Annotated in this window: 7 protein-coding genes; all 7 read right to left on the reverse strand. The window is 29.1% G+C overall.

The genetic code is table 4. The features are described from left to right. Window positions 1-97 precede the first annotated feature (97 nt). Complete coding sequence (locus tag CXP39_RS02770) at window positions 98-2,182, reverse strand: lipoprotein (protein ID WP_101305128.1); 2,085 nt, start codon at window positions 2,180-2,182, stop codon at window positions 98-100. Window positions 2,183-2,215: 33 nt separating this feature from the next. Beyond that, window positions 2,216-4,150, reverse strand: coding sequence for a lipoprotein (locus tag CXP39_RS02775; RefSeq protein ID WP_027048527.1), 1,935 nt, complete (start codon window positions 4,148-4,150; stop codon window positions 2,216-2,218). A 71-nt stretch (window positions 4,151-4,221) separates the two neighbouring features. Beyond that, window positions 4,222-7,188, reverse strand: a complete 2,967-nt coding sequence (locus CXP39_RS02780; RefSeq protein WP_027048528.1) for a hypothetical protein — start codon at window positions 7,186-7,188, stop codon at window positions 4,222-4,224. Between the two features lie 63 nt (window positions 7,189-7,251). After that, entirely contained in the window at window positions 7,252-9,582 is a 2,331-nt protein-coding gene (locus tag CXP39_RS02785) for a coiled-coil domain-containing protein (RefSeq protein WP_027048529.1), read from the reverse strand. An 18-nt stretch (window positions 9,583-9,600) separates the two neighbouring features. After that, window positions 9,601-11,130, reverse strand: coding sequence for an ATP-binding cassette domain-containing protein (locus tag CXP39_RS02790; protein WP_051591899.1), 1,530 nt, complete (start codon window positions 11,128-11,130; stop codon window positions 9,601-9,603). After that, window positions 11,131-13,059 carry an ABC transporter permease gene (locus CXP39_RS02795; RefSeq protein WP_027048530.1) on the reverse strand — a complete coding sequence of 643 codons (1,929 nt, stop codon included), beginning with the start codon at window positions 13,057-13,059 and terminating at the stop codon, window positions 11,131-11,133. A 45-nt stretch (window positions 13,060-13,104) separates the two neighbouring features. Next, window positions 13,105-13,590, reverse strand: coding sequence for a PTS glucose transporter subunit IIA (locus CXP39_RS02800; RefSeq protein WP_027048531.1), 486 nt, complete (start codon window positions 13,588-13,590; stop codon window positions 13,105-13,107). Between the last annotated feature and the right edge of the window lie 2 nt (window positions 13,591-13,592).

The following is a 13,592-nucleotide window of genomic DNA, read 5'->3' on the forward strand; positions in this document are numbered from 1 at the left end:
TCCCTTTCACGCTATTTTTGTAATTATATATTTTGAAAAACTGAGTTTCTTACTGCGAATAGTTGTTTAAAAATTTAAACTAATGGTACAAAACTTTTTATCTAAGCTGAAAAAGAACTGGATTAATACTTCTTAATCAACTACTTGTGTCAAGAGCAGCATATGGATTGGTAGCATTTCAATCAAAATCGGCTTCTGTTTTTGTAAATAAGCTTTTGTCATTGCTTAAATCAAAATATTGTTTTCCATCTCAATTGTCATTCTTTGTAGCAGATAAAGTGTCAAAAGCTTTTCCTAGATCAAGGGGCAAATACATTCTAAAATTAATTAATCCTATATTAAAAATATAAGAAGAACTAACATTAGAAAACGATTGAGAATCTCCTACATGGTAAAAAGCTTTATTATTTTTAATTGGATTTTTAGAATACTTACTTCCTTGGCTTGATAATCTCGCACCCGAAGCATGACTTCCAACGTTCCCTAAGTTTTTGTCAACTCCTAAAACTGTTTCAATTTTTGCTGAAAAACTGCTGAAGTCAAAACTACTTTCATCAGTTATATAATTTTTCCCACTTCTTGCAAGGTCCACCCAAGTAACATTATCTCTAACCTTAAAAATTTTAGGCATTTTAGGGGTATAAACATCTTCTCGAAATGATGAGTTTATATTTTTTTCAGTTCGTTCCAATATTTCACTTCACTCAATAGAAAATGAATTTCTTATTTCAGATAGGGTTTTTTCAGAAACAGCAAACATACCCTTTTGAACAACTTCTTCGTTTTCATTATTATTATAATAATCAGCTCTAGTTGCCATAACTTTTTCATTTATAACTTTCAAAGAATTATATAGTGAATTTAGTCAAAGATCTTTTTTATTTAAATCATTGTACTTATCATTTCTATATGTTCATGGAATTACCATTGTTGGTAGTTCAATAGTTTGTTCACTATTATTCATTTCTAAATTAATATTATTTAATCTAAAGTTTCCAAAACTATGAGTTTGTTGAATCATTTTTTCTTTAGCTTTTTGATCTTGAACATATAACCCTAAAAAGTTTGTCAAATCTTGATCATGTAAACTAACACTATCATCTAAGCCCTTAATGATTTCTTGAAGCATCATAGAAGCATCTTTTTCTTCTAAAGCTTTTGTGTCAGCTTTTTTCAAAATTAAACTGTTAGCTAAAGGATTTCTTTGTAAATCGAACATACGTTTTGTTTGAACTGCTCTTTTATTATCATTTCTAAGCATTGTAGAAGTCATAGCTACCTGACTTTCTTCTGAAATTTTAGTACCAAATTCAAGCTTATAAATGCTTTCGTTATTATTAAGGTCAGCGACTTCTTTATCAATAGTATTTTTAAACACTTCTGAATTAATGTAGTTTGCTAATTTTAATTGCAACTCATCATCGTATGTTTTAAAAGCTGAATCAGTTTGTTTAATAATTGATGAGGCAAATTGTGATCCTTTTTCTGAAAATAATCTTTTGGGCAAATTGCTTACTATTTTGTCAATTAACGAAATAGTCGGTCCATCTTTTCCGATAATAATATTCATTGGAATTTCCATTGTTTGAAATAAAACTTTTTGTCCTTCAGAATCTTTATGATACATGTCTTTAGTAATAGTTGATTGAATTGAGTATAACTTTTCGTTTTTTTCTCCCTCTACATATGCAGTTTTTGTGAGAACAAAGCCTTTGTCTGTAGAAATTTTAAATTCTCCAAGTGTACTTTGAGGTGAACCCATATAAATATTTCTATACTTAATAGCATTTTCACCTGTTGCAATATTATCTTGGATCATACTTTCAAATTGCTCTTTTGGAAATAACTTGCTCAAATCATTAGAAAACATTTCAATATTTTTTTGGTCATCATGTAGATTAAAAGAACCCTCTTTACGATTTCCATATTCACTCTCTAAATAATTTAAATTAAAAAGCTGATAGTTTTCTTTATCTCCACCTTCTCCAATTTGTCTAACAAATTTATGCGCATTGGCATTATAAACACCACTTCAAATTTTATTTAGCTCATTTTCATATTCCTTAACAACTTCTGCTACACTTGGTGGTACTTTGGGTTCTGTTGTTCCACAAGCAACCACTGATAATCCTGCAGTTGCTGTTAAAGTAACTGCTCCTAATATTGTTAATAGTTTTTTCATAATTTATTTTTTCTTTCTAATTTAACATTGTCGTTAAACATACTTTCAATCACCAGTTAATACTTTTGTAAAGTCATATTCATTTAGATACAATAAACCATGCGATGTTTGCGATTTATTGGCTTGCTGTCCCCCAAGAAAACCTTGATTTTGGTTACTTGGATCTTTAATAATTGGATAACTTAAACCACGGTCATCGTTCATAGATCACATTGATAAGTATGATAAGTTATTCACTTGAGCTCAACTATACAATTCTTTAGCATCTTCTAAAGTAAAAATTCCGTGTTCTGTATCGTTAACTCCAATCATTGGTGTTGAACCCATCAAACTATAGGCTTGCTCATCAGTTATTTGCTCTTGATAATATTTTAATATTGATGCCTTAAGTTGGTCTTTTGTGCTTTCCATAGCCATAATAGCTAAATCGGCATTTGTTTTACCATTAGCTATAGCTTCATCATAAATAGCATTTCCATAATCCATGACCATTGGATTAACTTTTGGTAAAAATTCTAATGGCACTTGAGCATTTTTGTACTCTTCAATAAATGAATCAAGTACTTGTTGTCCTTTATTGGGACCACTTACAAGTCCAGTAGGTAAAACTGCAACTGTCAATGAAAAGTCTCAATCATGATCTTTTTTAACCATTCCGGCCAATGTTTTTGCCAATAATCTAGTATCTTTGTTATAAATATCTAATTGCGCTTCACCTTCAATATCAAAGTCAATAGATTTACTCATTGGTTGATTAACTAATGCTGCAGTTTCTTTTTGAAAGTTTACAAATGCATTTTCCAAATCCTTTTGGGCTTTTTGAGCATTTTTAGGATTTAATTTATTTGCCAAAACTCATGGCAAATATTTTTCTGGCTCGGCACCAGCATTATAACCACCATAAGAAATTTTAGTGTTCTTAAAAACTCCTGCATCAGCAATTGGTTTCAAAATATCAGGTACTAATTTTTTGTTTAAATATCATCAGTATGGTCCTTCAGGAATTGGGTCTTTTTTAGCAACTCCAGCAAAAGAAATATCCAATTTATCTGTTTGACTTCCATCTTGAGCAGCAAATGCTAAAGTTATATGGTCAAGATTCATATTTTGTGCCAAAATTTCTTTCATGTTATCTCCAGCATATAAGGCTGCGTCAATGTAAGGCGCAAAATAAGTTTTTCCATTTCAATTTTCTTTTTTAACGTTTTTACTAGTACGGTTTGGATTAGCTTCTCCTCAAGTTGCAAAGGCACTTTTGTCTTTTCCAGGGGGATTTTCAATATAGCTTTCTTCATAAACACTAACTTTAAATTTAATTGGTTTGGCACTTCCATAACTAACAGTCACATTGTCTTGTCCAACTGAATTATTTTTTAAAGTAAAGACAATTTGATCACCAACAACTTTAGCTGTTGTAACCGGTTCTTTTTGAGGATACTCATTTTGCCCATATTGAGGGGCTTCAGTTTTGACAGCAATATTTGTTCCAGATGTTTTGTTTGCAACAGAAACTGCAACTGTTTTATTTGCTTCTTTTCCTTTAATAATTGTGACATCTTGTATCGGTTCAATATATGGAGTTGTTTGAGCAACTACTTCAACATCAAACTCAACGTTTCGAACTCCTGGATATGAAACAATAATTTTAGTAGTTCCAAGAACTTGATTACCTCTCAAAGTTATTTCACTTTTATTAGTTTCATTAATTCCTGCTTCGGCAATTTCAGGATGACTTGAAACAATTTTTGCACCATTTCTAAATGGGGCCCCGTTTGTTGATACTATGCTTATTTTTTTAATGCTATTTGTAGTTAGCCTTTGATTACTTATTTTAGCAATTCCTTCAACTGCTGCATCGGGCACTCATGGGCCATTTTCATCCTCTTTTTTAGAATTACAAGCAACAACAGATAATGTTGTTGTTGCGGTCAGTCCTATAACTCCTAGTATTGACAACAGTTTTTTCATATTTTAATCTCCCAGTTTCCATTTTTTCATGCTTAAAAGTTATTTTTGAATAATCAAAAATAACTTTAGTTTTATTTATTAGGGTTTAATACACCATCTGTTCAATGACCGCTAAGTGCTCTAGCAAAATCATATGCTTCTAGATAGGCAAGTCCATGTGATGTTAACGATTTAACAACCGGCTTATTAGAATAAATATCACGACCACGATCGTCATTCATTGATCATGTTCCAATATAAGCCAAACCATTTAAATGAGCTCAGTTGTATAAATCTTTGGCATCTTCTAATGTAAATACTCCATGTACAGTATCATTTACACCAATCATTGGAGTCGCTCCAATTAGTTGGTATAATCCACTATTCCCAATTGATACTTGTCCGTAGTTAGCCTCAATTGAAGTTGCCAAATTATTTTTTGTTGAATTAATAGCATTTTTTGCCAATTCAAAGTTTGTAATTTTATCAGAATCACGTGCTTTTGCATAAATTGGATCACCATAATCCATTAGCATTAAATTGATTACAGGTAAATCTTGTTGTCCAAGACCAGCTTTTTGAAATTCTTCAATGAAAATATTCATAACGTTGTAACCCACACTTGTTAATCCTGTTGGTAAGACAGGCAATGTAACTGAAAAATCTCAACTCTGATCGTTTACTTTCATTTTTGCAATTGTTCTTGCCAATAAACGATTATCTTCATTTAATTCTTGAGCATGTCCTTCAATATCAAAATCAATTGCTTTTGGCATTTTAACATCTGTTGTTCCATATTTTTTAGCAACTCCAACAAGTTCTTGTTGATATCCAACTAAAGCCTTTGTTAAATCTTCTTGAGCTTTTTTAGAATTTCCAGGATTTAGCTTGTTTGCCAAAGTTCAAGGATTTTTTTCAGTAAACCCACCAGTTGTTGCTCCACCATAAGCAACTTTGATGTTTTCAAAATTATTGCTTTCAGCTAATGGCTTCAGCATTTTTCCTCACAATTGAGTTTCTTCTCATCATGTATATCCTTCATTATCTTTTGCTTGTCCAGCAATTGACATTTCAATAGCATCACCATGATGGTTAACTTGTTGAACAAAGGCTAGTGTTAAATGATCCATTGTAGGAACTTCTGTCATAATTTCTTTCATATCATTTCCCTGGTATAAACCAGCATCTAAGTAAGGAGAAAAATATGTATTTGGATTTGCTTGTTCTTGCTTTGTAACCTTAGCTGTTCTATTAGGATTGGCTTCTTCTCATGAACTATACATGCTTTTTCCTGGTCCAGTTGGCGGTGGCGGATTTGAACCTTCAGTTTCACCAGCACCTCCAGCTCCTTGCCCAGGTCCACCAATTCCAGGTCCTTCTCATGAACCTTCTCCAGGGTTATCTAAATCAGTATTTTTTTGAATATCTTTTTGATAATCAATTCCCCCGATTTTTATAACATCTTCAACTGATTTTGCTTCCTGAGGAATATCGCTGTCTTCCAGTATAGTCCCATTTAGCGCTTTTGCATATGTAAATTGCTCAAATCCTGATCCAGAACGAACATTTTGATTTAGGGCATTTTGATCTGCTTGTGCAGGTCCAGTTAACCCATTATCATCAAAGTAACTAGGAGCATCACGAGAAATATAAAACATTCCGATACCACCCAATTTTTCTGATTCTGCTCATTTTCTTAAATCTAAAGCGTTTTTAGGTGTGAAATTATAAGCAGCTTGTTCAGCACGACGACCAATTCAAGGAGTAACTTTAACTTTTCTTGATGATTTATCTAAAGTTTCATCACTTCCATTATTAATTGTGCGATGCATTTTTTGTCAATTAATATGAGTTTTTAAAACTCCCGCTTTTGTAGTTTCTAAGACTCAATTTGGATCTGTAATTTCATTAGGAACTGTTAAATATCCTGCGACTAAATTTAATCTAAAATTCATTCCCAAATATTTTGTAAAGTTGTATAAAGGGAATGCTTCATCTCCAAGCAATTTTAAACTTCCTGTCTCTAAAAATCCATCACTAATTGCTACACCATCTTTAGTTGACATAACTAGTGATAATTGAACATCATAGCCAATATCTTTTTCAACAAGAATTTTTAAAGCACTTGCTAATAATCTTTGAGAATCAGCATAGTTTCCACTTGCTGACAAATAAGGAGCAGCAAAGTAAAAATCAAACTTTTTAGTTTCATATTTTTCAGAAATTTTTTCTAAAACTCCAGCTAACTGCTCGGGAGTTTTATTATTTTGTCAAGCTGTATGTCATAGCGAATTTGCAAAAGGACCAAATGATATACGAAGATTATCAGAATTTAAATGTCCTGTGTTTTCATTACCTTCTCATTTAGTTTGTTTTCCCGTTGTTCCCGTTCAATTACGGTAACGATCATTAAATCATTTAGCATACTCTGTTTCATCTTTTTCATCTGCTAAAATTCCTTGATTTCCCTTTGCAGGAGCAGCGTTTCACATTGGCACTAGTTCACCAGTGTCAGATGCATTTTGCATAAATCCTAAAGTGATTTCACTTGAATCTGTAATAACATCTTTTTTACCAGCTATTTCGCCCAAATCATTATAAACTATATTATTGGTTTTATGTTTTTCTAACGATTCCATTGCTTCAGTTCTAGCTGCAGAACTTCGACCCTTTTCTTTCATTAAATATTCAGCAGTATCTTCTACAATTCCCATATCCGCATATGGAGTAAACTGTAGCTTATCTTCTACTTGCAAAATATTTTTGTCGGCCAAGGTAGACTTATCACTTGGATTGGCAGCTTGTTCTAATGTTCTGCTTACTTTTTGAGAATAATCTGTCTTCAAAACTTCTTGTCATTTTTGATTTTTAACAGATTGCTCTTTAATTTTATAAAGTTCTTCTAAATTTCCTTGACCTTTTCATTTATCTCCAGTTTCAAATCCATCATTTTTTTCAGGTTTTGGAATTGGTGTTATTGATGAAAAACAAGATACTGTTGTTGTCAATAGTGGAACAGTTATTGTAACTACTCCTAAGACTGTTAATAATTTTTTCATATCTTAAGACCTTTCTTCTTGTTTCGACATTATTTGTTACACATATAAACTTTTATATAGCTACTAATTTTTATGTAGTGCTTTTAAATACTCATTTAATGTTCCATCTTCTTGAAGCTCATAAAATGCTTTTTCATAAGCTTGTAAATCTGGTGAATTTCCTTCCAAATATTGATTGCTATCGGCAATAACCTCGTCTAATTGTTCAATTAAAGGCGTTTTAACTTCTGCAACCAAATCGCTATTTTCCTTAGAAATAACAGCTGGTCCAATTGGATCTAATCTTTTATCCTTTTTAGAAACAACTTCTTGTTTAGGCTTTTCAGTTATATTGAAATATTTTTTAACTAAGCTGTCCAATTCTTTGACATTTACATATTTTTTGTCATTTCTAGCTGCCACTTCTTTTAATAATTTTTGATTTTCAGTTTTTAAATGATTATTAGTTTCAGCAATACTTTCTTTAAGAACAGAGGCCTTACTTTCAGCAATTTTTTTATCAAAATTGTTTTTTAAGACATCAATTTCTTTATTTAATGACTTCGTTTTTGATGCAGCAGTTTTGGATTGAGCCTTTTTATAATTATCAAACTGCTTTTTTACTTCAGCCAAAATTTCTAACTTGATTTTTTCAGAATCAATAGCTTGGCTCGGTTGCAAATTATTAAATTCATTTTTTACTTCGTTTATACTTTCAGCTAAATCATTTAAATTAAGTTGAAATTTATTAAACTCAGATGAAATTAAATGATTTTGTGATTCAACTGCTTCATTTACAAAATTCATTGTTTGTTTATGCAAAACTTCAGCTTTGTCATTTGAAGTTAATTTTAAAACTTGCTGAGCTAAGTCTTCATAATTTTTTGACTGAGCATTAACTAATTCAACTGTGTCTTTAACTTTTTTGGAGTCAGCTAAAACCTTACGTTCATTTTCTAATAAAATTTCATGAATCATTTTCAAGTTTGATTGTAAAACATATTCCAACTCGGCATTTAGGGCATGAACTTCTTGTACTAAACTTTCCTTATGATCAGGTGAGTTATTATTATTTTGCAATTCAACTAAGGCAGTTTTGAATGAGTCAGTAATTTCTTTTTTAATATTGCTTACTTGTTCTTCTGAAACAAATGATTTACAATAATCCATTAAATTTTTAATAGAGTTTTTAGACTCTTCAGTTTCTTTTCGCAGGCTTTCAATTTCACTAACAGTTGATGCTTTTTCTAATTCAGCTGTTTTAATTTGTAATTCTTGAACAGCTTTTATATTTTCTTGAATTTTAGAAACAATTTCATTTTTAGTTAATTCTAAATCTTCGTGCATTACTAAATTTTGAGTATCATTAGATATACTTTCAACTTGACTAGCAAAAACAAATAGCTCTTGTTTCAAGTTTTCAATATCTTGCTCTAGCACCGTATTTTGAAGAATTCCATCATTAAACTGATTTAATTCAATTTGTTTTAATTTTTCATAAATCATAGTTAGAATTTCGTTTTTTGTAGATTCTAAATCATGTTTTAAAACTAAGTTTTCTGAATTTTTTTCTATTTCATTTATTTGATTTAAGAAGTAATTGATGTCATTTCTTAATGACTTAACTTCTTTGCCTATTTCTTCACTTTGAGACGCCATTTCACTAATTTGCAAAATGTTTATATTTTTGAATTTATTTTTGATCTTATCTACAATTTCAGCTTTAACAGCTTCCAAATCTTTTTGTAAAACAACCTTAGAAGAAGTTTGTTGTATGTTTTTCATTTCATTTGCAAAGTTAGCCAAATCAATTTTTAGTCTGTTAATCTCACTATTGTCAATTTGAGGATTTTGTTGAAACTCTTTGAAGGCATTTTGTTGAGTTTCAATGGTATCAATTTTTTTCTCAATGTTAGTAATAGTTTTTACCTTCAAAGTATCTAGCATCGCTTGCAGTTCTTCAATTTTTTTCAAAACTTCAGGTTCATTTAATGTTGCTAGTCTAGTTTCAGCTTCTTGTTGAACTATTTTGTTTTGATTATTTTTAGTTTCATTTTCTAAAAATGATTTTGAAGTTGCTTGTAAACTATTAATTGTCTGAATAATTTCTTTTTTCAAAGCGCTTTCCAAACCATCAATTTTAGAATCCATAAATGAAACTACCTTATTTAAATCTTGATTTTGACTTTGTTTTTCATAAATTGAATTTGCTTTATTAAGATTATTAAAAGAAGCTTCAACTTTTACATTTTGCTGTCTTTCATCAATTATGTTGTCATAAAGAGATTCTATTTGAATAGCTGCATCATTATATGAATTACATATTTTTACTACTTTGTTTTCATCATTTTTTATGTAAAAATAGTTTCCAATTTTTTCAATAAAAAACTTAGAATGATTATTGTTTTTTAACATACATTCTCTTTTCTATGCCTATCAAAAAAGTTGATTTTTTTGTTCGGCAATTTCTGAATTTTCATTAATTAGCACAATGTTAATTCGATTAATTTTAAGATTTCTTTTTTTTGTAATTTTTGATCCATTTTTATTTGTATTTTTTAAAATTTGAGCAAACATTTTTGAGGTAGTTTCATCTTTAACATTTCTTAAGAGAATTTCTACTGCTAATTTAGCAATTCCCTCTTCATACTTAGTTAAAAAATTTTCTTTAAGCAAAATTTTTACAGAATTTGTCAATTCTTTTTTATCTATATCTGACAGAATTTCGTTTCGATTAAAAAATATATCAAGAATTTCAATAATTTTGTTTGTTACTTCTGTATTGATTTGCTTATTTCTCATTGTTTCAAGTAGCATTTTATTTTCTTCAATTAATGCTGTTTTTTCAGTACGATATTCTTCACTTGAAGAGTTTTTTATTTTGCGCTTAAGTTTATACCCTGATTTAGCTAATAAAGAGAAAAGTTTAATTCTACTTACTGTTGTTAACTTTTTAAAGTAAAACTCTAACTCTTTTACTTGCTCAGAATATACCAAAGAATTGTAAATTGATTCAAAATTCATTGGGATATTAACAATTTCTTCTAAAAACAGATTGTATTTAATTATTAACGCCATCAAAAAGTTTATTTTGTCGCTTTCCTGCTTTAAAACACCAATCTCTAAAGTATTATTTTCAATATCTTCACTAAAAATTTCTAAACCTGAACTTAATAGATGAGCTTTAAAGTCTTTATAACTAGAATGCTTGGCAATATCTGTTTTAAAATACAGTTTACTTCTAAAATATAGCTTAAGATTTTTTAATTCTGATTGATAAATAATTTGTCCGTGTTCAATTAAAATAATGTCATCTACCATATCAAAAACTTCATCAATATTATGAACAACTAGTAAAACAGTTTTATCCATATTTTTATATTCTAGTAATATTTCTTTAATTTTTTTTCTTCACACTGAATCCAAATTTGCTCCAGGCTCATCTAAAATAATTAAATTAGGATCTTTTAATAAACTGATAATTAGATTTAATCTATTTTTCATTCCTCATGAAAAATCTTTTAATTTCTTATCACTATGCTCTTTCAATTGAAACAGTTCCAGCAACTTGTCAATTTGCTCTTCTGCATATTTTTTAGATAAACCCATAACTTTTGAAATCTGATTCAAATACGTGATCAGCTTAATATCGTAAGTAATAAAATCCATTTGAGTATAAAACCCAATTTCGCTATTAATCTTGTAACCAGAAATTGACTTGCGTCGATATCCATTAATATCAATTGTGCCTTTATAACGAGCATAAGAACCCATAATTGAATTTAAAATAACTGATTTTCCTGAACCACTTCGTCCAATTAAAATTGTTACTTTATTTTTTTTAATACCAAAATTTAGTGGACCAATTCTTTCTTTATAATTAAATTTTTTAAAATAATTAGTAAATCGAATTATATCATCGCTACTTTGCTCTGCTGGTAATAGTAATGTTTTGTCGCTCATTTATTTCAAATCCTTTCTAATAAATAGATATACAGATATTGCAGCTGTTAATAACAGAAAGGCAACTTGAATTGCTAAATATAACTGAATATTTGGTCTTTGAGTTCCACTAATTTTGTTATTCTCATCGTTTACAACAACTTTGAATTTGACATTTGTGAAAAATATATTGTCTTGTGATTCAAAATTAATAGAAGACTTGCTGCCAAAGTTAAATCAATATTGATCTCACTCTTTTCCTGCATAGTGATTGAAATAGCTATTCATATTAGCTGGAAATAAAACTAAGTTTAATAATTGGTAGTTTTTCATATAACGTTCATAATCATTAAAGTTTTCATTGCGAAGTACTTCAGATTCTGTAATAATTACATAATTAGATGTTTGATTAATAAAGTTATCCTCTAAAATTCTAATAAACAACTCAAAATACATTTGTTCACTAAAAGCATTCATCAGTGCTTTGTAGTTATTAGCATATTCAGGTTCATTTCTATTTGTGCTAAAAGATAAGTCATAGTTTTTTGAACTTTCAGTTGCAAAATAGTTGTTAAAAATGTAACTTTGAAAAAAAGCATTTGTAATATTGGCTTCAATATTTTTATTAGTTTCAGGTTCTACTTCTTTGCCTGGTTTTGACATTGTAGAAACAGCACTATTGATTTGTAAAGACAAGTATTTACCATAATTGTTATAGTTTGAACTTCACATTTTTTCTAGCATTTCTTGTTCATTAGAAATTGCTGGATAAACACTTTTGAAAGTACTTTCATAATAATTAAAAAAATCGATTAAGTCCGATAAAACAGCCTTATGTTCTGCATCATCTGTAGTTTCATAAACATCTTTAATTGATTCAATATTTTTGAACTTATTTTTAAAGCTAAGTTTGATATCAACAACATCGCCCTTTGAAAAATCAGTTACTCCACTTCTGCTAGTGATAGTATCAATTTTCAATTTTGTTGTTGTACTTCCATTAACTAAAAGGGGCTCTTCTTTAGTATTAATAATCCCTAAATCACTCCACATAACCATTCGCGAATTAAGTTCTTCTCTACCTTCATAGTTTGCAATTGTATAACTTTTGCTAATATAATAATCATTTATATATTTACTTAGATGAGGAAATTTAATATGACCCTTATTAACATTTTCGTTAAAAATAAGAGCATTATTAATTTCTGATCCCTTGTACATAAATGAACTTCCCGATCTGTCAACAAATGTTATTTGTGTGTCATTCATTTTAGTTGCAAAAAATTGTTGCGGCAAACTTGATATGAATAATGACAATAGCACAAAAGACAAAATTATTGATACAATTTGTTGTTTGCAAAATAATGTTAAGAAAAATAAAAAACTAATGAAAAAGATTGAACAGGCTGTTTGGTAAGCTAAATTAGTAAATAAGTATCTAATTCCATATGAATTTCCTGTATTTAAAAGCACCATTGATACCGTTGATAAAATATTTAATGCAAGTATTCCTAAAAAAATTGCTACTCATATACTTATTAAAATTGTTATTCTTTTTGTTTTTTGCTGAATAATAATTGTCATAGTTTGATCTTCAAATTTGTTATGCAAAAAATATGTCACTAATCTAGAAACTAAAATTAATAATAAAACCGTATTAATTAAGTAATATCAGTTGAAAACTACAATGGGTGAACTTTGAACTTTTGCCATAATCCCAAAAACAATTGCAAATACAAAACCAATTCCAAAAATAATTAAAAAAGCTTTATCAATAAAGATCAGTTTTAAAAAATAGACTAGTAAGTTATAAAAACTTACATTTTTTCCTTTCTCTTTTTCTTGCTTTCTTGTTTTTTTATTTAATGCAGCTGAAGAAATTCTTGTAATATTTGTTAATTCTGGTTCATCCAGAATTTCTTCTACTTCAGTGTTTATATTTGATACCATCAATACCTCCTAAGATACCTATTTAATAAATCTAAATATTTATTTTTATTTCAAAATAGCAACTAAGTCACCTTTTTTGACTTCTCCAAATTTTAATATTTTCAAAGTCTTTTCATTAACATTAGTTAATAAGATCGGAACATTTATAATCTGGTCAATCTCTTCTTTTAAATCCGTCTTATTTTTTTTGAGACTAATGTCGCATAATGTACGTAATGCTTTAACCTTTTTGCCATTTTCAGTGTTTGAAACAAATTTGTCAATTTTTCAATGATTATCTTCAAGTACCAAAAAAAGTAACATTTGAATTCCTGCCTTGGTTTTTATTTTATAAGCTCTCTTTGTTTTCAAGATCATAACAATTTTTCCTGAAATTGGAGAAACAAAGGAATGTTTCAAAGTTTGTAAAACAAACCCTTCTTTCGCAATAATTTCTTTAATAGAACTATTACTAATAGCGCTAAGATCAAGAATGCTGCCATCAGCTGGAGCATAAATTTTTATAGCTCTATTTTGTTTAATAAACATCATTA

This window comes from Mesoplasma syrphidae, from assembly GCF_002843565.1.
GTDB classification, from domain to species: Bacteria; Bacillota_I; Bacilli_A; order Mycoplasmatales; family Mycoplasmataceae; genus Tullyiplasma; species Tullyiplasma syrphidae.